Genomic DNA, 21,829 nt, shown 5'->3' on the forward strand with positions numbered 1-21,829 from the left:
TCTTTCGTCTCATCCACTTCGTTTCTGTCCGGTCTGGTTTCCAATCGGCGGATCCTACATTGATCGGAGAACAACCGTGTCTTTCAAAGTCCCCACCGTCGGTGTTGAAGAAGAGTATCAGCTTGTTGATCCACAAAGTGGAGCGTTGATACCGAACTGCAAAGAGGTCATGAGAACGATTCGTCGCAACGGTGGCTCCGAGGAAGCCCACTCAGAGATCCAACACGAATTGCATTTGAATCAAATCGAAATGGCGTCGGACGTTTGCAGCTCACTGGAAGAAGTCCGTGACGCTCTCACACAAACTCGACGAATGCTGATTGACGCGGCTCGCTCGAATGAATCGGAGCTGGCGTCCGCTGGCACAAACCCGTTGCCGATCCCTGCGGACGAAGCGTTGACTCCGAAGGATCGCTATCAAGCGATGACGGATCGGTACCAGCAAATTGCTCGAGATCTGTTCATCTTCGGCTGTCACGTTCACGTTGCGATGGAAGACCGCGAACTCGGCATCCAAGTCATGAATCGTTGCCGTCGTTGGCTTCCCATTTTGCAAGCGATCACTGCGAATTCACCTTTCTGGGATGGCGTCGACACTGGCTATGCGAGTTATCGACGCGAGCTTTGGGCACAGTGGCCAATGGCGGGCCCACCAGCCCACTTTGATTCGTTGGCCGATTATCAAAGCTGCGTGGATGACTTGGTTGCTTGCGGAGCGATCAAAGACGAGAGTTTTCTGTATTGGGACATTCGCCTGCCCACTCGTGTTCCCACGATCGAGTTTCGAGCCGCCGACGTGATGACTCGGGTTGAGGAAACGGTGGGTTACGTCGGAATGATCCGCGCAATCGTGATGCTTGCGGTCTCCGAAGAGGAACTGGGCAAACCGATCGCCCCGATTCGCCCCTCCGTTTTGTCCTACGCGATCTGGCACGCGGCCCGCTATGGGATGAACGATCAGCTCGTTGACCCTGAATCTTGCGAGATGGTTCCCGCGTCGGAACTACTCAATCGCCTGATGACCGCACTCGATCCTGCACTCAAAGCGACCGGCGAGGCCCGTCCGGTCGAAGCATTCGCAAACGAGTTGATCAAATCGGGAACGGGTGCTGATCGTCAGAGGCGAGGCGGAGAATTGAGCAGTGTGGTCGCTAGCGTAGTCTCCGAAACCGTCCCATCCGCCATCCTCGCTTAATCGTTGGCCCGAAAATTGCTCGGCCATCAACCAAACTGATCGACAAACGATTCTTCAAACGATAATCTTTCACACTGGGTGATCTCCTATGGCAGCAGGCACCGCTCTCCAAGCCCCTCACAATGAGACGGGGGCCCAATCCGCACCTCGCTCAAAGTGGTCCAAATCCATGCCCAACCTACTCGTCATTGACGACGATCGCACCATCTTAGCTCTCGCTGAGAAGGCGCTGGCTCCCATTGCCGACGTGTCGGTCGCCGCGAATGCCGCAGACGGTTTAGGACTGCTTCGCGAAGGCGAATTCGATGCGGTGCTTCTGGACATTCAGCTTCCCGATCAAAACGGATTGGCCGTCTATTGCGAAATTCGCGAGCATGATCGTCGCATTCCAGTGATCTTCATGACTGTCGAAGCGGCCAGCAACACCGCGATCGAAGCGATGCAGTTGGGAGCCTTCGACTACATCGCGAAACCATTGAACGTCGAGTCACTTCGCGACCTCGTTGAGAAAGCGATCGAGCAGCGACAGATCAGCAGCGTTCCAGTTGCTATCTCAGCTGACGACGAAGGTGGCGATCAATCGGCTGAGCTGTTCATCGGTCGATCACCAGTCATGCTGGATGTTTTCAAAGCAGTCGGGAAGGTTGCCAAGCAAGACGTGCCGATCCTGGTTCGTGGCGAAAGTGGGACGGGCAAGGAGCTCGTCGCACGAGCTCTTTTCCAATACAGCCATCGACGCGATGAGACGTTCTTGGCGGTGAACTGTGCCGCTCTACCAGATAACTTGCTCGAAAGCGAATTGTTTGGTCACGAGAAGGGTGCCTTCACCGGAGCTGAGTCACGCCGGATCGGTAAGTTCGAACAATGCAATGGCGGCACGCTGTTCTTGGACGAAATCGGAGACATGGCCCCCACCGTCCAAGCAAAAGTTCTTCGCGTTCTGCAGGAACAACGCTTCGAGCGTGTCGGTGGCAACAAAGAACTAACAACGAACGTGCGAATCATCGCCGCGACCAACCGACCACTCGAACAAATGGTGGAAGACGGCGATTATCGCGAAGATCTGCTGTATCGACTCAATGGTGTCACCATCGAGTTGCCGCCTCTTCGCGATCGATTGAGCGACGTGCCCGCGTTGATTCGGTTCTTCCTCGCACAGGCAAAAGTCGAGTTCAACAAACCAGATCTGGAAGGCTTGTCACCGGAAGCCGTCGATTTGCTGACGGTTTACGATTGGCCCGGAAACGTTCGACAATTGAGAGCTGTCATTCGTCGATGCGTTTTGGACACGGTGATGCCCGTCATCACTCCCGACACGTTGCCCGATGCAATTGCTGGTTCGCGACACAGCGGAGGCAAATCGGAATCCGACAAAACCGACAAGCTCGAAAATGAAGCTCCAGGCAGTCAACTGCCACAATTGGTCCAGCGTCTGCTGAAAGAGAAGTCGACCAATGTATATGGCGAATCAATGGAGTACATGGAACGCTTTGTGATCCTGCAGGTGCTTCAAGCCACCGACGGAAACCAAAGCCAAGCAGCTGAGATTCTCGGAATTACCCGCGGAAAACTTCGCGATCGAATCAACTCCTACAACATTGTGCTGAAAAGCGACGTTGCAGTTGAGTCTTGATTTGGCAATCGCGCGACGCCGCTTTGAAGGCGTCGCCCAGCGTTGCTAGTTCGCGAAAGAGTTCGTTGAATCGCGATACAAACGAACTTCCCACACCTTCCTTCCAGAGATCGGCATTCGCTCGATCGACTATCCCCACCCACTTTCCCATGACCGAAGCCCAACGCCAACGCTTCGCCGCGGCTCTTCAGCGAGTTGCCGGTGACGAAGACATGCTCGTGATGCTCGCTAGCATTGCAGCCGAAGATGGACCTCCGATGCTGAAGCAAGTGCACACGCACGTCGAGAGCCTTGAACTGAGTGAAGCCGCTCGAGTCGGACACGCACTCAAGGGGCTGCTGAGCACGTTTGAAAGCGGCCCACCCGTCGATGAACTGCAGCCGATGATTGATGCCGCACGAAAAGACGATGGCAACGCCACGCAGCTCGCCCATGCCTCGGTATCGCCGAAGTTAGAGCAGCTGCTAGGCGAGATTGAAGAACTCGCCGGAACCGGAAAATGACCGGCTAGCGACCAGGCAATTTTTGCTAAGACAGCCTTGATAGCGAGGCGGTCGCTCTCCGCACTGCAACGGAGCTTTTCCCGTTGCGTGGCAACTCGGCCAAGATCGAGTCGCACCTAGATTGAGGCCGATTGGATGCGGTGGCGTCTCAGTCTCACGGACCGTGGACGCCGCACGCATCGCGGCAAACCATTCGCCTAGTTGGCTGACCACATGATCAACGCCACGACGCCGGAGACGACGGCGAGCACCGCGAGGTAGCTCAGTGCGACGAAGATGAATGGTGTTCCGGGAGCTTGTTCGCCGAGCGGACGCTCGTTATCGGTCACAGCTTTTTTTGTTTCTTCAATGATGCCAGTGTCGTTGGCCATGATCAAATCCTTCGTTCGAGTGCGTCCCCGCAAACCGCCGGGACATTGAACAAACAACAGACGCAACGACCGTGCCATTCGGCGCTACAAATCTTGCTCCGCGGTGAAATCGGGGACCGCCACGCGTCAGCCATGCGGTCATTTCATGCCGTGATTCAACGGCCGATGATCGAGCAATTCCCACAAGGCGGGCGTCGGATGGTTGATCAGGAACCATCTGCTAGATTTCCAAAACGCACTCCCCAACAAAAACTCAGGTCTAAAACACTGGAGAATCTGCCCGTCGGACGCAAACCCAGCTCAACTTGAATCGAAATCGCGAATTTGCGGCATGTCGTTTGCTTACTGTCCCGAGCGAACAAACACTCCCTCGTTGCATGGAAGAAAACGATGTTGGTATTGAGTCGAAAAGCTGGCGAACAACTGGTCATTGGCGACAATGTGGTCATCACTGTGTCGAAGATCAGCGGCAACCGAGTCTCGATTGCGATTGACGCTCCCCGTGAAGTTTCGATTCAGCGAGGAGAGCTTGCCAGCGAACCAGTCGCAACGCGATCCGCTCAACAAGGCGGAACCGCCGCTGCCTCAGTTCATGTTGCCGCGCATCACGCGTGAGCCCGCTGAGCTGCGACAATCTTGAATATGCTTTCACCAGGGTATCGACGCCCTAGCTCGAAAGCGACCTTGTTCCATCTTTGGACGAGTTGCGCAAACGGTGCATTGATCCATCGTTGCAAGTTTTGAGAAACAGAATCGCCGGCTTCGCTTACCATCCGCACGGTTGCGACTTAGCCCGCCCTGCATCAGCTTCGCCAGGCAAGAAATCTCCTTGCATTGCCCGCCACTCTGGCTGTTGGCAATCCCTGACGTTGCAGGAAGACCGCACGCGCGGTGAACATCGCTTCAAATCCTTCCAAGATGTATCGATGCCGGTCATCCGCTCCTCTCGCCGGTTGCTCCCCACAAATCTCGTGGCCTTCCGATGTAAACCGCGAAAGAACATTGCTTGAGTTTGCTACAAGCTGAACGGTCGTGAGTCAAAAGCATCCTCGGTGATGCCGCTCAGCAGACCCTATCTGAGCACCAGCCTTCTCAATTCTGAAATGAAGCTCCTTGTTTGCTGTCCAGCGTTCGTGACGTTGCTTGACACATGCAGTCAGTGTTTCTCAAGCATGAAATAGAAAACCACCAGTGTCATGCGATGCCAGCCTGCTCGTGAAAACGTGGCGTTATCGAACCTTGGCACACCGTTTGCCTTTCTTGTTCATCCGCGGCAATGACGCGAAACACTTAACTCGATCGGGCGACAAGCCGCTTCCTCGATCCAATTCAAATTGAGAACCAAATGAACAAGACATTTTTGATGACGCTGCTTTCGCTTTCGCTGGGCTTTGCAACTGTTGGTTGTGATGTTGAGAAAACACGTGAGGGCGAGATGCCCGACGTGGACGTCGACGGTGGTCAACTGCCTGGCTACGACGTGGACGGCCCCGAAGTCGACGTGACGACCGAGGAAAGCAAGGTCAAGGTTCCCGACGTGGACGTGGACATGGAAGAAAAGACCATCACCACGCCTGACGTTGACATCGACCTTCCCGCGGACGAGTGATCAACGCATTGACCATCCGCGGCTTACCAAGCATGCGGAAGGTCCTGTGCTAACGAACTCTATCCCCATTCAAGGAGATTGACATGACGACTGCTGTAAAGAATGAAAACACCGTGCTGAAGGTGATTCTCGCGATCCTGCTCCCGCCACTTGCCGTTTACATGGACAAGGGGGTTGGAACTCAGTTCCTGCTGAACATCGTGCTGACACTGGTTGGTTTCTGGATCATCGGAATCATCCACGCGTTGTTGGTCGTGCTGTAGGCCGACACCTTCACGTAGAAGATGACAAAATCGAATTGGGCGACCCGGTGGTGTAACGAATCACTTAGTCGCCCTTTTCTATTTCCCTCCGCACCCACGCCACTCAACCAGGATGGACTCAGATGTTTGAAAAGTGGATTGACATCTCGTCAACCGAGATCGCCGGCATTTTGCTCACGGCAGTCTTCGCCTATGGAGCGGTGCTGGCGTACACACGTGTGACCGGACTGAGAAGTTTCTCCAAGATGTCCGCACCCGACTTCGCAATGACAATCGCGACCGGTTCGATACTCGGTGCGACCATCACGCAGCCGTCACCGACGCTGTTCATGGGAGCACTCTCGCTGCTTGCGTTGTTTACGATCCAGTGGACGATCGCCTTCTTGCGTCGCCGATCCAGCAAGTTCAGCGATTGCATCGATAATCAACCGGTCTTGCTGATGGCCGGCTCAACAATTCTTCATGAAAATCTCCGTCGGGCCAACCTAACGGAAAACGATTTAATGGGAAAACTAAGAGAAGCCAACGCGTGCAACTTCAACCAAGTCCTAGCGGTTGTCTTCGAAACGACCGGTGACATTTCCGTCCTTCACTCATCCACAGACACGCCCGTCGATCCGCGGATACTTCAAAACGTCTACGATGCAGAACGACTGAACTCGAATTGATTTCGAATTGGATCATCGATCCTGGTCAGGCTTTGACCAGCGTTCTCACACCAATTTCCTGAGTCCCGAAAGGTGACAAGATGTCGACCGCATTCAACGTCCTGATCTATTTGCTGTTCGGCGTGTTGGTTTTCGGCTCTCTCGCACCGCTGAGCTCTCATCCGCATTGGTTCATTCGAGGATGGGATTTTCCGCGTGTCCAAATTGTTTTGATCGCGATTGTGGCGGCAATCGCATTTGTTGCCGTCAACATGGTCAATTCGCGAGCTCCCGCGATCAGCTGCATCTCCATTTCCATCCTGGCAACTGCGATTGCCGGTTGGCATTTGTTCCGCATCATCCCCTACACAATTCTCTCCAAGACTCAGGCGACGACGTGGGACGTTGTCCAAGAAGACGAGGAATCCGCTAGCCAACGCCGCTTTCGATTGTTGGTGACCAACGTTGAAATGGAAAACGATCGTTTCGAACAATGGTCGAAAGTGGTCCGGGACACCGACGTCGACATGGTGATTGCAGCGGAAATCGATGATCGTTGGAAACCAACATTGGAAAAGCTTAAGTCGATCTTCCCGCATCAGATTATCTATCCACAGGACAATTGGTACGGCATGGCGATGCTATCGCGCCTGCCGATTCGCGAAAGCGAAATACGCTTCCGAATTCAGGACGACATTCCGTCGATCGATGCGATGGTCGAACTGCCCAGCGGCGACGAAATTCGGGTGATCGGAGTTCACCCACGACCGCCCGAACCCATCCGCGACAACGATGCGACGGCGCGAGATGCTGAATTGGTCATCTGGGGAAAAGAATTGGCGGAAGACGATCGTCCCATCGTGATCGGTGGCGACTTGAACGATGTTGCTTGGTCTCCCTCCACGCGATTATTTCTACGACTCAGCCAACTACTCGATCCCCGCCGTGGCCGTGGTTTCTTCAACTCATTCCACGCCGACCACGTTTGGATGCGTTTTCCATTGGACCATGTTTTCCACTCCACGCACTTTGGCGTCCGTGATCTGCAGCGTTTAGGTCACGTCGGATCCGATCACTTTCCGATTTTGATCGATCTGCAACTGCAACCAGTGCTGAAGCAGGAGCAAGAACCTTTGGAAGAGAAGGCCAGTGACGAAGAAGAAGCGGAAGAAAAGTTGCAGCGGGCCGTTGAATCGGAGGAAATCAGCATGTCGTTCTCACCATTGTCAACGCGTACGCCTGCGATCGGCTGAGTGATGCAAGGACCGAACAACCATCCGGGAACGACAGGACAGAAAGCAGCCGCGTACGGCGTGCATGTGCTGACCGCGTCCGGGATCCTTCCCGCCTCTCTGGCGATGCATGAAATCATCCAGCCCGACTGCGATCCGCGGCTCGTGTTTATTTGGTTGCTCTTAACCACATTCATTGACGCGATTGATGGGCCACTTGCTCGCCGGTTCAGAGTGAAGACTCTCGCCAAATCAATCGATGGACGGACGATCGATGACTTGTTGGACTACCTTACTTTCGCGTTCATCCCACTGATGTTGGTTTGGCGAATGGATTGGTTGCCAGATGGACTTGGGTTCACGGTCGCGATTGCCATGGGAGCCAGCCTATTCGGATTTGCACACTCGAACGCCAAGGATGAGCAAAATGGGTTCTTCCGCGGATTCCCATCGTACTGGAACGTTGCAGCGTTCTATGCTGGCTTGCTGCACCATTGGTGGGGCCCGTGGCCAGTCGCGGTGATGATATGGCTGTTGGCCGGATTGACCGTCATGCCGATTTGGTTGATCTATCCCAACCTCGCACCTGCAAAACATCGAACCTGGTTGCTGGCTGGAGCGGGCATCTGGGCGATATTACTTGTCGCTATGTTGCCAATGTATCCCCGGCCTCCAGCTTGGCTGGTTTTAGTCTCGCTCGGCTATCCCATCTTGTACTCTGCGACGTCGTACGCATTGTCTCGAAATCGGACGGATGAGACGGAAGAACCAAAGGTCACGCAAACTTCTGCGTGATAGCCACATTAACTTCTTGGAAACGCCCGCAGTCGCGGCCGCTAAAGCTTCCTGAACTTCGACGACGGGTCGGTTTGGCACGTTGTTCGCAACGGCTGTCGGAGGTTATCCCCACCCCAAAGAGTATTTATGCCAACCACACCGCCCCACGATCCTGACCATTCTCGAAGGTGCGTGATCGCGGACGACGTCCGTGTCATCCGAGAACAACTGGGTCAATGGATGCGAGAACTCGGGTATTCAGTTGTGCATGCATCCTGCGGTGCGACTGCCCTTGCTGAACTCCGCCGCCAATCGCCCGACATCTTGATCGCTGACATCGACATGCCACATCTCAGCGGCTTGCATTTGCTGCAAACGGTGCGATCCGACGCCGACCCGAATGTCGCGGCGATCCCCGTCGTTGTTTCTAGTAGCTTGGAAGATGGAGAAATCCAGCGAATGGTCGGAGCGCTCGGTGGAAGCGCCTATCTAAAGAAGCCAGTTTCGAAAGAGCAGCTGATTGCCTGCGTGAACTATCTAACTCAAGGCAACACGGCGATACCGCCAGAAGGGAACGTGTCGGCGTCGCATTCGGTGTCCGCACGATTCCGCCGGATCGCGTCCGAATTTCGCGAATTCTGATCTCGAGACCTCGCCGACCTCATTGCATGAGACTCGCAACTGAGAGTCGCTTGGCTGGAGAATGGCCATATTGATCGAATTCCATTCGCGGATAGATCTTGGGTGCATGATCGGGCAGCCGAGCGTCAAGCAACCTACGTCACGCGAATTGGATTATTCGGATTCGCCAGGATAGCTCGCGTTGAAATTCCTGCCTGATTTGCGGGGTTTGCTCTCTTTGATTGACAGCGAGGCCGGCTTTCGTAAACTGAAATGGCACTTATTTTGCAGAGGTCCATATTCGTCCGGACCGGTCGTTTTGCAGTCCATATCGACCGGGCAGTGACAATCCTGCGATTCGCTCATTGTTGATACCCAATTCGTTGGCTTCTCGCCCGGTGCACAACTCGCCATGAGTGAAGGGTGCCTGTAGACGGCAACCAGTTCTTTCACACCATCATCTATGGCTGACACCAAAGCTTTTCAGAACGTTTCGTTTGGGACGGATACCAAGCGCGAAATTGTTGCCTCGCCTCCACGCGGAACACACCAGCATGTTGTAGGCATCGGGGCTTCAGCCGGTGGCCTCGAAGCACTCGAACAGCTTTTCGGAAAGATGCCGGTCGCCACTGGGATGACTTTTGTCGTCGTCCAGCATCTATCACCGGACTTCAAGAGCCACATGGATGAATTGCTTCGGCGAGTCACGAACATCCCGGTCGAAGTCGTCGACAATGGTGTCGAGGTTCAACCTGACACGATCTATCTGATTCCTGCCAAGAAAGAGATGGTCATTAGCAATGGCAAGTTGTTGCTGACTGATCGAGGCAGCGAAAAGATATTGACCCACCCTATCGACCAGTTCTTACGGTCACTGGCTCAGGACCTTCAAGAACGATCGATCGGGATCATATTGTCCGGCACCGGCAGCGATGGCTCTCGCGGCATCGTAGAGATCAGCAACAACGGAGGCCTGGTGGTCATTCAAGACCCTTCGACGTGCAAGTTCGATTCAATGCCGGTCAACGCTCGCAACACCGGGCACGTCGACCTCGAATTGGCTCCCGCAAAAATGGGCGAGGCCTTGCAGCAGTACTTGTTCGATGGGCAAAGCCCCGAGGCAGATCGGACGATCCATATTGAGGAGATCAAGCGATCTGGTTTGGACCGTGTGTTTCAACTCCTCAAGAAAAATCATGGGATCAACTTCAATCACTACAAATCGGGCACCGTGCATCGCCGAATCCAACGACGAATGGATTTGTTGCATCTCGATAGCCTGACCGAATACGTCGATCACATCAACGAGAACGCCGATGAGGTGAACGAACTCTATCGCGATCTGCTGATTGGCGTGACAAAGTTTTTTCGTGACCGCGATGCTTTCGATGCTCTTGAACAACGCGTCATTCCCGAATTGATCGAAAAAGCCGATGACACGATCCGCATTTGGGTCTGTGGTTGCGCAACGGGCGAGGAAGCCTACACGATTTCCATGTTGTTGCGAGAGGGCATTGAGCGATCTGATCGAGAAATCGATTTCAAAATGTTCGCGACAGATCCCCACCGTGGTTCATTGCGAATCGCTGCGGCGGGAACCTATTCAGACGCTCAGATGAGCGAAGTTTCGATAGAACGCCGCGAACGCTTCTTCACAAAGCGAGAATCGGGCTATGTGGTCAAGGATGAACTTCGCCGAAGCGTCGTGTTTGCAGCGCAGAACGTGATCAATGATCCGCCGTTTACGCAAATGGACCTGGTGTCGTGCAGAAACATGCTGATCTACCTGCAACCACCTGCCCAACGCAAAACCCTTTCGCTTTTCCATTTTTCCTTGAAGGCCAATGGGATTTTGTTCCTAGGCCCCAGCGAAAGTGTTGGGGATATCGGCGACGAGTTTGATGCACTGAACACGCAATGGAAAATTTTTCGCAAACGACGGGATGTTCGCCTGCCAATCGAGCTGCGAATGCCTTTGACCAATCAGACGCCGTCACCAGTGTTGGCCCAAACGCCGTCGATGGTCGAGCCTCCACCACAACGACGCGGTGAAAACCTGCTGGAAATCTACAACATCTTGTTGGCAAACAAGATGCCTCCCAGCTTGGTAGTCGACACTGACTACCGCGTCATTCATGTGTTCCCGGGTGCCAATCGATACCTGACCGTTCCCAGCGGGACTCCGTCAGACAATGTCCTGCACATGGTTCCCAAAGAACTGCGTGCATCGATCGCGGCCGCGGTGACGCAAGCGATGAAGCAACAAAACGTAGTCCACTACAAAGGCATTCCATCCCCCGTCGACGGCCCCAATCATATTTTGGAATTGATCGTTGAACCATATCACGTCCCGAAATTGGCATCTTCCTGTGTGCTGATTCAATTCCAAGCGTCTGAAGTACGCACCGCACTGAGCGAAACATCAACAACCAACGAAGATGACAAACAATCCGAAGGCACGTCACTGGATTTTTCCACCGCCGCACACACTCGAATCGAGGACCTGGAGCAAGAACTCAGCTTCAATCGGCAAAACCTTCAGGCCACCATTGAGGAGCTAGAAACTTCCAATGAAGAGTTGCAAGCGACCAACGAAGAAATGGTGGCTAGCAATGAAGAGTTGCAAAGTACCAACGAGGAACTGCAGAGCGTCAACGAAGAGCTCTACTCGGTCAACGCCGAGCTTCAAGTTCGCGTAAACGAGGTGAACGAAGCAAATGCCGACATGGTCAATCTGTTGGCAACCACCCGTGTCGGCGTCGTCTTTTTGGATGATGATCTGCGAGTTCGCCGGGTCACACCAGAAATCTCGCGGTTGCTATCGATCGCGCCCAATGACTTAGGAAGCTCATTCGAGGCCTTCATTCATCCGATTCAAGACGACCAATTTCTCGACCGCGTTCGACAGGTTCGCGACGAACGTGTTGAATTGGAATGGGAGGTCATTTGCAGAGACTCGTCTTACTTGATCCGTGCCCTACCGTACCTGCGAAATTCCGAGATCAACGGAGTCGTGATCGCGTTCGTGGACGTCAATAGCCTTCGTCGAGCCGAACGTGACGTATTGAAGTTCAAGTCCATGGCGGACCAGAACATCGACGCGTTGGTTTTGCTAGATGAGAAAGGAAAAATCAGCTACGCCAACCACAAGATGTGCGAGCAGTTGGGTTATTCGAACAATGAACTCCTGGGGCAACCACTCACACGATTCAAATCAGAAACCGACCCAAAATCGTACGACGTTCGGCTCGACACATCTCGTGCGAAAGACGGAAATCTGTTTGAGTCTTGGCTCCGGAGACTTGACGGAACCGAATTCCCCGTCGAGGTGGCTTTGACGCCAGTGCTCTTGCAGGGCAAACAATTTTTGTTCGCGTCGATCCGTGACATCTCACTTCGCAAGTCGCATGAATCGCAGATGCGGCTGCTCAGTGAAGCAGTCCAGTCAGCAGCAAATGGAATCGTGATCACGGACTGTTCGCTGGACGACAATCCAATCACGTTTGCAAACAATGGTTTCATTGAGATGACTGGGTTCTCTGAGCAAGAGATCATCGGTCGCAATTGTCGATTCCTTCAGGGAGAACATACAGACGACGAAACAGTGCTCAGAATCCGACGTGCACTCAAACGTGGTGAGTCAGTTCGCGAATTGATCAAAAACTATCGCAAGAATGGCGAGCCATTTTGGAACGATCTTTACATCACCCCGGTTCATGATGAAGACAACACGCTGACGCACTTTGTTGGCATTCAAAACGACGTGACGGAACGCATCGAAGCCGCTCGGCGAACAGAGACAAACGAACGAACCATTCGACTATTGCTGGATTCCACCGCCGAAGGATTGTTTGGTTTAGACGTCAACGGCATGTGCACTTTCAGTAACGAAAAAGCGGCCCGAATGCTTGGCTACGAACACGGAAGTCAGATCGTCGGAAAGGAGCTCGTGGATCTTGCTCAACCATGCGGTCCCGATCGGCATCCTCTCAAGAAAGAGTCCTTGCAGATTCTTCACGCGGTCCGAAACGGGGAAGCGATCAATCGATACGATGAACGGTTCTGTCGCAAAGACGGCGAAAGCTTCCCTGTCGAATATTGGTGCCACCCAATTCACGAAGACGGCAAAACTGTCGGCGCTGTGGTGACCTTCGTCGATATTCAAGAGCGACTGCAGGTTGAAAACGAACTGCGGGAAGCAAAGCTTGCCGCTGATGCGGCCAACGAAGCGAAGAGTCACTTCCTGGCCAACATGAGTCACGAACTTCGCACGCCACTGTCAGCGATCCTCGGATTCACAAAGATTTTGCAGGAAGATCCTGATGAAGGCACGATCCAAGAATATCTCTCAACGATCCAGCGCAACGGAGACTACTTGCTTCGTTTGCTCGGCGACGTCCTGGACTTGTCTCGCATCGAAGCGAACAAATTCACCACCGCGACCAGCAGCGTCGCATTGGGTGAACTGCTGGCTGATATCTATGAAACGATGAAAATGCGAACCCAGGACTATCAAAACACGCTTCATTTCGACGTCAGCGAACCACTGCCGAGAACGATCACGACGGACTCAGCTCGCCTGCGTCAAATTTTAATCAATTTGATCGCCAACGCGATTAAGTTCACGCCAAAGGGACGAGTCGAAGTTGTGGTGCGATTCGAAAGGATCGACGACCAATCGTTCCTACTTTTAAAGGTCATCGACGACGGAATCGGAATCGCAGACGAGAAATTGCGAACGTTGTTCGAGCCATTTGTCCAAGCGGACGCGACCATTTCGAATCGCTTTGGCGGAACCGGACTCGGACTCAGCATCACCAAACGCCTCACCAATGCGTTGGGCGGGACGATCCAAGTCAGCAGCACCGAAGGCGAAGGCAGTGAGTTCACGATCCGATTGCCAGTCGATCCCGTCGGCAACATGGACCAACTGACCATCGAATTGACCGAGGAAAAAGACACCGACAATTCCAAGACCTCTCTCGATCAAAACATCCAGCTCAACGCTCGAGTCCTGATCGCGGATGACATGCGAGATGTTCGCTTCGTGGCCCAACACTTCTTGAAGAAAGCTGGTTGTGAAGTGGAGGTTGCTGAGAATGGACGCCAAGCCGTCGACATGGTCGTGGCGGCGGCCAAAGACGGCAAGCCGTTCGAGCTTTGTCTGATGGACATGCAAATGCCCGAACTGGATGGTTTGGGGGCCGTGAGAGAATTGCGTGAGCGCGGGATCGAATTGCCAGTGATTGCGTTGACGGCGGATGCGATGAAGGGCACCCGTCGCCGCTTGATCAGCGAAGGCTTTGACGAATACCTCAGCAAACCGCTGAAGGTCAACCGTTTGCTACGAATCGCGAAAGGTTTGCTGGACGCCTGAGAACGGCCTCAGATTTGCTTTGGATGTGAGTTTTCAACGTTCCCGATCACAACAAAGCATTCATGTCTGAACCGAAACCGGAATCCTTCCAAGCGGACCTGCGTAGCTGGCTCACTCGAACCGCATCTTCCGCCGATGATGTCGCCGACATGGCGATCCGGCGAATCCGAAAGCGTTGGGGTCGCAGCGGCGTTCCCCAAATTCAATCCTACACCGGATTCGCGACGGCTGACACGATTCATCTTCGAGGACGGGTTCTCAGCAACCCACCTTTGGATCCAGACTTCCACAACGATCGCTGGTGGCAAAACCTGACGCACACTTGGCGTCGTTTCGCCAGTGATGAGGTTCCCGGAGTCACGATCGAGGGATCATTCGCTGGCGTGACTGGCCAAACCGTCAGCGACAGCGAAGGGTATTTCGAACTCGACATCCCACGCACTGCCGACAACAGCGAGTTTGCGTTCTGGATGCCGGCACAACTCGCAATCGTGGACGACGATCGAGTCTCACCTTTGGAGTCGTTTTCCGTTTGCGACGTCATGCACGTTTCATCCGAAGCGAAGTATGCCGTCGTCAGCGACGTCGACGACACGATCCTTCGAACGGGAGCCACCGACATCGGCACGATGGCGAAGCTGACCTTCTTTGGCAATGCGAGAACGAGGGCGCCGCTCGAAGGAGTCGCATCGCTGTACGAATGGATGCAACACGATGGCAAACGCTTTGGATCTCCCGTTAACCCGATCTTTTACGTTTCCTCTTCGCCGTGGAACCTCTACGACTTGCTGGAAGATTTCCTCGAACTCAACGCCATTGCAAAAGGCCCACTGTTCTTACGCGATCTTGGAATTGACGACGACAAATTCATCAAGCAAGGACACGATCGCAAGCTCGAACAAACTCGCAGACTGATGAACGCGTTCCCCGATTTGCCGTTCGTCTTGGTCGGCGACTCGGGACAAGAAGACGCTCGTCTGTACGCAACGGCCGCGGAAGAATTTGGCCCGCGTATCCCAGCGATCTTCATCCGGGACATTGATCCAGAGACGATGAGTGACCATGACGAAAAGGTTGGCCGTTACGCCAAACAAACCGCCGCGGCGGGTGTCCCAATGCATTTGGTCAAGGACAGCATCGAGGTCAGCGTGATCGCCGAGCGACTCGGGCTGTTGTCGAAGGACGTTCTACCAGCCATCGAAGAAGCAACCCGCCGCGACCATGATCGTAAAAGCGGGTTGATTTAGTCAGCAGAGTTCGCCTGGCGTTTCAGCCCGCGAACAGATTGGATTCACTACGCCGTGGTCGCTTTGGTATCTCGTTTGATTTCTTCGACCACGCGAACGGCTTTGGGTTCGGGGCGAATTCCATCGCCGTAGCGAACCGCATAGACCTGCGTCGCTTCCGCACCGAGCAGAACGATCATCGCGGTGTAGTAGACCCACACCAACAGCACGGCCAACGAAGCGGCCGCCGCACCGAGCTGTGCTCCAGGTTCACTCATCGAGAAATACAACTGCATCGCGTAGCGGCCGACCAGAAACAAAATCGTCGTGACCGCGGCTCCAACGGCCACATCACGCCACTTGGTAATCGCGTCGGGCATGAACTTGAAGATTGACGCGAAGATGACGAAGACAACCAAAGCCTGAACGGCGAAGTTGGCTAGGTGAGCAACCGTTTCTGACATTCCAATCCAACTGCCCACTTGATCACCCAGTGCGGTCAAGATCGAAGAGACGACCAGAGAGACCAGCAGTAAAAAACCAAGTCCCAAGATCATCCCAAAAGACAAGAATCGTTTCGCAATCATGTCTTTGATACCGCTGGTTTCAGGGTCGGGCTTGACCTCCCAAACTTGATTCAGTGCCGCTTGCAATGCGGAGACCACACCCGTCGCACCAACCAAAATCCCAGCGAAACTCAGAAGCGTTTTCCACCACTTCCCCGAGGTTTGCTCGTGGTTCTCCATGATGGTCTCGATTTGGTCGACCGCCGCAGGGTTGCCGATCATCTGAGATGCCTGCGTTTGCAAAATTCCCTGAGCCTTCTCGGTGGCCTGCTCGCTGTCGTACATCACCGACAAGCTGAATGTCAGCACGGTCATCATCAAATACAGCAGCGGGGGCAGTGCGAACGCGGTGTAATACGCCAACGCAGCCGCCAGCGTGCTGCATCGATCCTTCGAGAACTCCGAAAATGTCTGCTTGAGAAAACCCACGACTCCACCACTCGATTGAAAGGAAAACGACCACGTCGTTGTCTTTCAACAGCAATCGATGTGCCGATTGGCCCGCGAGCGGATTCGGCAGACGAATCAGTCGGTTTCTCGGAGTTCTGGGAACACGTCCAGATCGAGTTCACGCCGTTTGATGACCGCCGAAATTCGAGTCAGAAAATCGCTCTTCAAATTCGCGACTTGCTGCTGAGTCAGGTTCAGCTGCTCGGCCACCTCGCGATTGCCACGGCCCATCACAAAAAGCAGCTCGATCGCTTTCAACTTCACAAAGTTGCCACGCGATTGCCAATTCTCGATCTGTTCGAGGACGACTTCGACGACCAAGTCTTGTTCCAACTCTCGACGTTCTGCACTGCGACAGATTGAACTTGGCAACCGAATCCCATCGGCTTCGACTTTGTCGCCGCTACCTGAGCCCGATGAACTGCCGCGTCCCAGCAACGGCAATTCGGGACGACGCCCACACTGCCGCAAGTGATCGGTCAGCTTGTAACTGCAGATCGAGAACAGATAGCTCTCGAGCTTTCGTCGCGAATCGTAATTCGGAAGCGAAACGAGGAAACCGACGAAGGTTTCTTGCACGATGTCTTCACTCGTTGCCAGATCACCAATCCGCCGACGAGCGTATGCCAACAAACGACCTTCGAATTGATCGATCAATTGTTGCCAAGCCTGCGAATCGCCCTCGCGAATCGAACCGATCAAACGAATCTCATTTTCGCGATCAGGATCGTTGGCGGCGGACGGCGAGGGAACGGAAGCATTCATGGGCACCAGATTACATGCAAATCGCAAATGCGTCGATCAACCTCGATTTTCACCTACGAATTCAATTCCCACAGCTGTAAAATCAATGCATGAATGAATCCAAAACATCAACGGACTGGTCCAGCCGCCACTGCGTTCCCTGCGAAGGCGGTATCGATCGCATCGCCGCCGAAACCGCGAAGCAGTATTTGAGCGAGCTTCCCAATTGGTCGCTCGACGAGGAGGGCAAACAAATTTCACGCAAGTTGAACACGGGCGACTTCCAAACCGCGGTTCGGCACCTCAACGCGATCACTGAACTGGCAGAGGTGGAGCAACATCATCCCGATCTGCACTTGACCGGCTACCGGCATCTCCGCATTGTCCTGACCACGCACGCGATCGGTGGATTGAGCGAAAACGATTTTGTGATAGCTGCCCGCATCGACCAGGTTGTCTCGTGAGCGTTTCCTACGACCGAGCCCTGGCGCTACTGGACGAATGCAATGGCGACGATCTTTGGAGCGTTGACCACTGTCAACTTCGGCGGGTCCCTCAAGAATGGATCGACGAGCTGGCCGATGCCTTTGAAACCAGCTATCGATTTCGCGACCAAACCATTTCGGTCCCTGACCCCGCGGGCCGTCGCGTGGTCAACCAGTATCACGGTGTCCGAGACGTCGATTTGGCGGTCAAAATCGGCCGGCAATTGGGAGTCAACATCGATTCGATTCAGTCGATTTCGCTCACCCGTCAATCGCTCGTGCGAAACATCAAGGACGCGGTTTTCGAAGGCTAATTCGCTCGCGGAAACGGCACTTGAAGCAAAAGACGCAATTCTTTCGGACTTGTTGCCAAAGTCATCGATGCGGTATAGGCGTGTTCGCAAGCGGTCCAACGTACTGCTAACGACCAATGCCCGTCTTTTCAAACGCGACCCGCCATGGCTCAAGCAAACCTTCCGGGAAGTCTCCCTTTCTTTTTCCGCTCGCGAATCGTTCGCGGACTCGCATCCGCCTGCCTCTTCGCTGCCGGCACCGCCGCAACGAGCGATCATGTGCACGCCCAGGGTGGATTCGCCCTGCCGTCCAATTCGGTCGCTCGAGGACCGTCCACGGCTGAAACACAATCCGCTCCGCAAGGCTTCACGCCACGAGCCGCCGGCCCGACCGCAGCAAACACGCCGCCCAGCCTGCAAACACCGCCGCAAACCACCGCAAACCGAAATGCCTTGCCCGCTGGCGGCGCCGCTCCAACCGGCCAGCTTTCCAACGGAGGCCAACTGCCTCGCGAAGCCGGCCAAGAGCATCGCGTTTACAACATCAGCCCCTACACTGGCTACTTGACCAAACACGACCGTCCTCACCAAGCCATCGTCGACTGGATCGTTCGCGAAACGGGAACCGACGTCTGGCACACCGAACCATTCGGGTTCATGAGTGCCGATCGAGACGAACTGAAGGTCTACCACACCAACGAAATGCACCACGTCATCGGCGGGATTGTCGAACGCTTCGTTGCCGGAGACAAAGAACCCCAAGTCATGAACCTCCGGTTGATGACCGTCGGCAATCCAAATTGGCGCAGCAACGCTCACATGTTGATGCAGCACGTCAACGTTCAATCGCCCGGCCTGCAAGCTTGGTTGCTGACAAAGGAAAACGCCGCCCTGGTCATGAACATGCTTCGTTCACGAACCGACGTTCGCGAAGTGCAAGCGGTCGACTTGATCACCAACAATGGTCAAACAGAAAAGCTCGCCAGCACCCGCGGTCGCAACTACGTCCTCAATGTCAAACCTTCGCCGGCCAACTGGCCTCCTTACGAACCCGAAACCGGTGAGATCCAAGAAGGCTTCCAGATCGAAGTCAGCCCGCTTCTCAGCGTCGACGGTCGCACGCTCGATTGCGTCATCAACGCCAACATCGACCAAGTCGACAAATTTGTGCCCGTCGAACTGGACCTACCGCTTCCGAACAACCAAGTCCACCGCACCAAGATCGAAGTGCCCCAGCTCGTGAGCTGGCGTTTGCACGAACGATTCCGTTGGCCGTCGGACATGGTGCTGCTGCTCTCCTGCGGTGTTGTTGCCAGCCCCGAGCGTCCACAATCCAGTTTGCCACTGTTCAACCTCAGTTCCATCACCGGCACCACCGCTGGCCGAGCCGACGCGTTGATGTTTGTTGAATTCCGAGGCCGTGCCTCTGACAACTTGACCACCACCCCATTGGTGCCACAAATCGGATCTCGCGTGTCGGCCCCCAATCGCGGCCGCTATTGATTTGCCCACCGGCTCTCGATTGAAGCCGCAGCTCACGTTTTGCCCACTCTTACCCGCGTTTACGCCGGTCCGCAGTGGGTTCCGGCGTTCACGTGCACTGTCCCGCTCCCGCTTCGCGGACGGATTTGCTATCTTCGCCGGCCCGCAAAGTCCTCCATTCCTGCTTCGATTCCATTCGGTCTGATCTGACCGGGTACGAACCAATCCAGATTGTCATTCATGCCAGCTACCTCCGCCCAACGCGTCGTGATCACCGGCATCGGCGTGATCAGTCCGCTCGGTAACACTCCCGAAGAACTCCTCAGCGGATTGCGGGAAGGCAAAAGCGGCATCGCTCCGTTCACGCAAATCCCGACCGACGTTCTGCCCATCAGCAACGGCGCAGAAGCGAGTGCGTTCACCGGCCACATCAGCGACTACGGCCCGCTCGAAAAATCGTTGCAACGTACGATTCGCAAAGGCAGCAAAGTCATGTGCCGCGAAATCGAAATGGGAGTCGCGGCGGCTCAGTTAGCACTGCACAACGGCGGTCACAACTCGGACGACTTCGATCGCGATCGCACGGGAGTCGTTTACGGATGCGACTACATCATGTCGCTTCCCGAAGAATACGCCGAAGGAATTGCCGCCTGCACAACCGATGGCGAGTTCGACTTCACCAAGTGGGGCGACCTGGGACTTCCAAAAGTCAACCCGCTGTGGTTGCTGAAGTACTTGCCCAACATGCCCGCTTCCCACATCGCGATCTACAACGATCTTCGCGGCCCCAACAACTCCATCACCCTTCGCGAAGCATCCGCCGGTGCGGCGATCTCCGAAGCGGTCTCAACGATTTCCCGTGGCCATGCCGACGCATTGGTCGTTGGCTCCACCGGTTCGCGAGTTCACACGTTGCGAACATTGCATGCTTCCATGCAAGAGAAATTGGCGTCGGACACGGAAGACCCCGGCCGCATGTCGCGTCCATTTGACGCCAGCCGTGATGGCAGTGTCGTGGGCGAAGGAGCCGGCGCGTTCTTGTTTGAATCATTGGAACACGCCGAAAAACGAGGCGCGACGATCTATGGTGAAATCGTCGCCTGCAGTTCCAGTGCAGTTGGCCCGGCCGCCGGTGAACAACCCATGCGAAAGGGTTTCGCCAACGTCCTGCGAGGCGTGATCAACGCCGGTCGTGAAAATGGCTTTGCTCCCGCCGAAGGAAAGATCAACGTCGGTCACATCCATGCTCACGGACTGTCCGACGTAGACACGGATGCATGCGAAGCCGGCGCGATCGCCGACGTGTTTGGATTTGCAGACGGCCAACCACCTGTCACGACCGCCAAGGGTCACCTCGGCAACATCGGTGCCGGCAGCGGCATGGTCGAAATGATCGCCAGCCTACAAAGCCTGGGCAACGAACTGTTCCCGATCCGTAACCTGGAACAACTGGACGAAAATTGCCCCATCGCGGCCGTGACGTCGGGCGACCAATCCGCCGGTGATAACTTCATCAATCTCAACATCACGCCGCAGGGTCAAACCACGGCCGTTTGGATCACCAAACCTCGCTAGGCACGTTGTCGCTCGCACTGGACGACTGAAAAAAGAGCGGCTCCCGGTCGCTCGAGGGCTAGTCGAATCGCGGACCGGGAGCCTCGCCGGTTTCGGAACACCCTCCACCGACTCAAGCTTCTATCTCTCGAACCGATTGCAAACGCGTTGCACCCGTTTTCGAGAAACTCACTTTGCAAACGCCTGCCGCGTTTTGCGATCAATCGTGATCGTGTCCCTCATGGTCATGATCGTGCGAAATCTTTCCGGTGTAGGACTTGCCATCGATCTGCAATGTCACAGCTCCCTCGGCACCTTCTTTCATCCATCCAGCCATCTCGGCATCGGAGATCGTGAATGACGAAGCTTTGCCGTCCGTTGGGTTCGATGCGGGCAGAGCAAACGTCCTCACTTCGTCGTCGTGTTTCAAGCTCACCGACAACTCGGCTGCATCGATCGCCACCGTCTCTGATGCGGCTCCATCCAAGACGTTCAGCGTCACCGACTGATCGTCGTGAAGCATTTCCAAATGGAAAGCTTCTTTGCCCAATTCAATCAATTCACCGCCGTTGGGCCCGTGTTCCGGATGGGCGTGCGAGTCCGGTGGCGCTCCTTCCATCACCACCGTGTCGGGATCGGCTCCAGAATCTTCAGCAGGCTTCGCACCGCAACCCACTGAAAACAAACAAGCCAGGGCCGTCAAACTCCATGCAAACTTCATCTCTATTCCAGGGACAAAAGGAAGGGACATCAACATCTCAACATTTGGCTTGGATCGACTCAGTTAGACCTGAATCGCCG

General features: G+C 54.7%; 20 protein-coding genes. 16 read left to right on the plus strand and 4 right to left on the minus strand.

Features of this window, described 5'->3' with window-relative positions; genetic code table 11:
* The first annotated feature begins 76 nt into the window (after nucleotides 1-76).
* The 3 genes from RE6C_RS25930 (at nucleotide 77) to RE6C_RS25940 (ending at nucleotide 3,331) form a co-directional block, all read left to right on the plus strand.
* On the plus strand, nucleotides 77-1,195 hold the full coding sequence (locus tag RE6C_RS25930) for a glutamate--cysteine ligase 2 (RefSeq protein WP_008661432.1): 1,119 nt from the start codon (nucleotides 77-79) through the stop codon (nucleotides 1,193-1,195).
* A gap of 169 nt (nucleotides 1,196-1,364) precedes the next feature.
* The gene (locus RE6C_RS25935) at nucleotides 1,365-2,828 is read left to right on the plus strand and encodes a sigma-54-dependent transcriptional regulator (RefSeq protein WP_008661434.1); all 1,464 of its coding nucleotides are present in this window, start codon (nucleotides 1,365-1,367) and stop codon (nucleotides 2,826-2,828) included.
* A gap of 149 nt (nucleotides 2,829-2,977) precedes the next feature.
* Nucleotides 2,978-3,331, plus strand: a complete 354-nt coding sequence (locus RE6C_RS25940) for a hypothetical protein (protein WP_008661436.1) — start codon at nucleotides 2,978-2,980, stop codon at nucleotides 3,329-3,331.
* A 197-nt stretch (nucleotides 3,332-3,528) separates the two neighbouring features.
* Here RE6C_RS25940 and RE6C_RS25945 read toward each other — a convergent pair whose 3' ends face one another.
* A complete protein-coding gene (locus tag RE6C_RS25945; RefSeq protein WP_236615721.1) occupies nucleotides 3,529-3,702 on the minus strand; it encodes a hypothetical protein in 174 nt (57 codons plus the stop codon).
* 390 nt (nucleotides 3,703-4,092) lie between these two features.
* Here RE6C_RS25945 and RE6C_RS25950 point away from each other — a divergent pair, with 390 nt between their 5' ends.
* The 9 genes from RE6C_RS25950 to RE6C_RS25995 all read left to right on the plus strand — a co-directional run bounded on the left by RE6C_RS25950 (nucleotide 4,093) and on the right by RE6C_RS25995 (nucleotide 15,475).
* Nucleotides 4,093-4,317, plus strand: coding sequence for a carbon storage regulator (locus tag RE6C_RS25950; protein WP_008661439.1), 225 nt, complete (start codon nucleotides 4,093-4,095; stop codon nucleotides 4,315-4,317).
* A 730-nt stretch (nucleotides 4,318-5,047) separates the two neighbouring features.
* A complete protein-coding gene (locus RE6C_RS25955) occupies nucleotides 5,048-5,311 on the plus strand; it encodes a hypothetical protein (protein ID WP_008661442.1) in 264 nt (87 codons plus the stop codon).
* 83 nt (nucleotides 5,312-5,394) lie between these two features.
* Nucleotides 5,395-5,574, plus strand: coding sequence for a YqaE/Pmp3 family membrane protein (locus RE6C_RS25960; protein WP_008661443.1), 180 nt, complete (start codon nucleotides 5,395-5,397; stop codon nucleotides 5,572-5,574).
* A gap of 122 nt (nucleotides 5,575-5,696) precedes the next feature.
* Entirely contained in the window at nucleotides 5,697-6,242 is a 546-nt protein-coding gene (locus RE6C_RS25965; RefSeq protein WP_008661444.1) for a DUF421 domain-containing protein, read from the plus strand.
* 80 nt (nucleotides 6,243-6,322) lie between these two features.
* Nucleotides 6,323-7,474: an endonuclease/exonuclease/phosphatase family protein gene (locus tag RE6C_RS25970; RefSeq protein WP_008661445.1), complete on the plus strand. Its 1,152-nt coding sequence runs from the start codon at nucleotides 6,323-6,325 to the stop codon at nucleotides 7,472-7,474.
* Nucleotides 7,475-7,477: 3 nt separating this feature from the next.
* On the plus strand, nucleotides 7,478-8,248 hold the full coding sequence (locus RE6C_RS25975; protein WP_008661446.1) for a CDP-alcohol phosphatidyltransferase family protein: 771 nt from the start codon (nucleotides 7,478-7,480) through the stop codon (nucleotides 8,246-8,248).
* Between the two features lie 174 nt (nucleotides 8,249-8,422).
* Nucleotides 8,423-8,872: a response regulator gene (locus RE6C_RS25980; protein ID WP_008661447.1), complete on the plus strand. Its 450-nt coding sequence runs from the start codon at nucleotides 8,423-8,425 to the stop codon at nucleotides 8,870-8,872.
* A 442-nt stretch (nucleotides 8,873-9,314) separates the two neighbouring features.
* Nucleotides 9,315-14,228: a PAS domain S-box protein gene (locus tag RE6C_RS25990; protein ID WP_008661450.1), complete on the plus strand. Its 4,914-nt coding sequence runs from the start codon at nucleotides 9,315-9,317 to the stop codon at nucleotides 14,226-14,228.
* Nucleotides 14,229-14,290: 62 nt separating this feature from the next.
* Nucleotides 14,291-15,475 (plus strand): App1 family protein phosphatidate phosphatase, encoded by a 1,185-nt coding sequence (locus RE6C_RS25995; protein ID WP_008661452.1) that lies wholly within the window; start codon nucleotides 14,291-14,293, stop codon nucleotides 15,473-15,475.
* A 47-nt stretch (nucleotides 15,476-15,522) separates the two neighbouring features.
* On the opposite strand, the gene RE6C_RS26000 is transcribed toward RE6C_RS25995, so the two are convergent.
* Both RE6C_RS26000 and RE6C_RS26005 read right to left on the minus strand, forming a co-directional pair.
* Nucleotides 15,523-16,449 carry a YihY/virulence factor BrkB family protein gene (locus RE6C_RS26000; protein ID WP_008661454.1) on the minus strand — a complete coding sequence of 309 codons (927 nt, stop codon included), beginning with the start codon at nucleotides 16,447-16,449 and terminating at the stop codon, nucleotides 15,523-15,525.
* Between the two features lie 96 nt (nucleotides 16,450-16,545).
* On the minus strand, nucleotides 16,546-17,235 hold the full coding sequence (locus RE6C_RS26005; RefSeq protein ID WP_008661457.1) for an RNA polymerase sigma factor: 690 nt from the start codon (nucleotides 17,233-17,235) through the stop codon (nucleotides 16,546-16,548).
* An 89-nt stretch (nucleotides 17,236-17,324) separates the two neighbouring features.
* Here RE6C_RS26005 and RE6C_RS26010 point away from each other — a divergent pair, with 89 nt between their 5' ends.
* The 4 genes from RE6C_RS26010 to RE6C_RS26025 all read left to right on the plus strand — a co-directional run bounded on the left by RE6C_RS26010 (nucleotide 17,325) and on the right by RE6C_RS26025 (nucleotide 21,049).
* Nucleotides 17,325-17,678 (plus strand): 4a-hydroxytetrahydrobiopterin dehydratase, encoded by a 354-nt coding sequence (locus RE6C_RS26010; RefSeq protein WP_008661458.1) that lies wholly within the window; start codon nucleotides 17,325-17,327, stop codon nucleotides 17,676-17,678.
* Entirely contained in the window at nucleotides 17,675-18,013 is a 339-nt protein-coding gene (locus tag RE6C_RS26015; protein WP_008661459.1) for a hypothetical protein, read from the plus strand. The genes RE6C_RS26010 and RE6C_RS26015 overlap by 4 nt, the downstream gene beginning before the upstream one ends.
* Nucleotides 18,014-18,157: 144 nt before the next feature.
* On the plus strand, nucleotides 18,158-19,495 hold the full coding sequence (locus RE6C_RS26020; RefSeq protein WP_008661461.1) for a hypothetical protein: 1,338 nt from the start codon (nucleotides 18,158-18,160) through the stop codon (nucleotides 19,493-19,495).
* A 219-nt stretch (nucleotides 19,496-19,714) separates the two neighbouring features.
* Nucleotides 19,715-21,049, plus strand: a complete 1,335-nt coding sequence (locus tag RE6C_RS26025; protein WP_008661463.1) for a beta-ketoacyl-[acyl-carrier-protein] synthase family protein — start codon at nucleotides 19,715-19,717, stop codon at nucleotides 21,047-21,049.
* Between the two features lie 199 nt (nucleotides 21,050-21,248).
* Here RE6C_RS26025 and RE6C_RS26030 read toward each other — a convergent pair whose 3' ends face one another.
* Nucleotides 21,249-21,749 (minus strand): hypothetical protein, encoded by a 501-nt coding sequence (locus tag RE6C_RS26030; RefSeq protein ID WP_039963480.1) that lies wholly within the window; start codon nucleotides 21,747-21,749, stop codon nucleotides 21,249-21,251.
* Nucleotides 21,750-21,829: the final 80 nt, after the last annotated feature.

The sequence above is a fragment of the Rhodopirellula europaea 6C genome, assembly GCF_000338295.1.
GTDB classification, from domain to species: domain Bacteria; phylum Planctomycetota; class Planctomycetia; order Pirellulales; family Pirellulaceae; genus Rhodopirellula; species Rhodopirellula europaea.

What these genes read in the sequence shown, in the direction of transcription:
- RE6C_RS25935 (WP_008661434.1), top strand. Translation starts at nt 1,365, where the DNA reads ATGCCCAACCTACTCGTCATTGACGACGATCGCACCATCTTAGCTCTC.
- RE6C_RS25940 (WP_008661436.1), top strand. Translation starts at nt 2,978, where the DNA reads ATGACCGAAGCCCAACGCCAACGCTTCGCCGCGGCTCTTCAGCGAGTT.
- RE6C_RS25945 (WP_236615721.1), bottom strand. Translation starts at nt 3,702, where the DNA reads ATGGCCAACGACACTGGCATCATTGAAGAAACAAAAAAAGCTGTGACC.
- RE6C_RS25950 (WP_008661439.1), top strand. Translation starts at nt 4,093, where the DNA reads ATGTTGGTATTGAGTCGAAAAGCTGGCGAACAACTGGTCATTGGCGAC.
- RE6C_RS25955 (WP_008661442.1), top strand. Translation starts at nt 5,048, where the DNA reads ATGAACAAGACATTTTTGATGACGCTGCTTTCGCTTTCGCTGGGCTTT.
- RE6C_RS25960 (WP_008661443.1), top strand. Translation starts at nt 5,395, where the DNA reads ATGACGACTGCTGTAAAGAATGAAAACACCGTGCTGAAGGTGATTCTC.
- RE6C_RS25965 (WP_008661444.1), top strand. Translation starts at nt 5,697, where the DNA reads ATGTTTGAAAAGTGGATTGACATCTCGTCAACCGAGATCGCCGGCATT.
- RE6C_RS25970 (WP_008661445.1), top strand. Translation starts at nt 6,323, where the DNA reads ATGTCGACCGCATTCAACGTCCTGATCTATTTGCTGTTCGGCGTGTTG.
- RE6C_RS25975 (WP_008661446.1), top strand. Translation starts at nt 7,478, where the DNA reads ATGCAAGGACCGAACAACCATCCGGGAACGACAGGACAGAAAGCAGCC.
- RE6C_RS25990 (WP_008661450.1), top strand. Translation starts at nt 9,315, where the DNA reads ATGGCTGACACCAAAGCTTTTCAGAACGTTTCGTTTGGGACGGATACC.
- RE6C_RS25995 (WP_008661452.1), top strand. Translation starts at nt 14,291, where the DNA reads ATGTCTGAACCGAAACCGGAATCCTTCCAAGCGGACCTGCGTAGCTGG.
- RE6C_RS26005 (WP_008661457.1), bottom strand. Translation starts at nt 17,235, where the DNA reads ATGAATGCTTCCGTTCCCTCGCCGTCCGCCGCCAACGATCCTGATCGC.
- RE6C_RS26010 (WP_008661458.1), top strand. Translation starts at nt 17,325, where the DNA reads ATGAATGAATCCAAAACATCAACGGACTGGTCCAGCCGCCACTGCGTT.
- RE6C_RS26020 (WP_008661461.1), top strand. Translation starts at nt 18,158, where the DNA reads ATGGCTCAAGCAAACCTTCCGGGAAGTCTCCCTTTCTTTTTCCGCTCG.
- RE6C_RS26025 (WP_008661463.1), top strand. Translation starts at nt 19,715, where the DNA reads ATGCCAGCTACCTCCGCCCAACGCGTCGTGATCACCGGCATCGGCGTG.
- RE6C_RS26030 (WP_039963480.1), bottom strand. Translation starts at nt 21,749, where the DNA reads ATGAAGTTTGCATGGAGTTTGACGGCCCTGGCTTGTTTGTTTTCAGTG.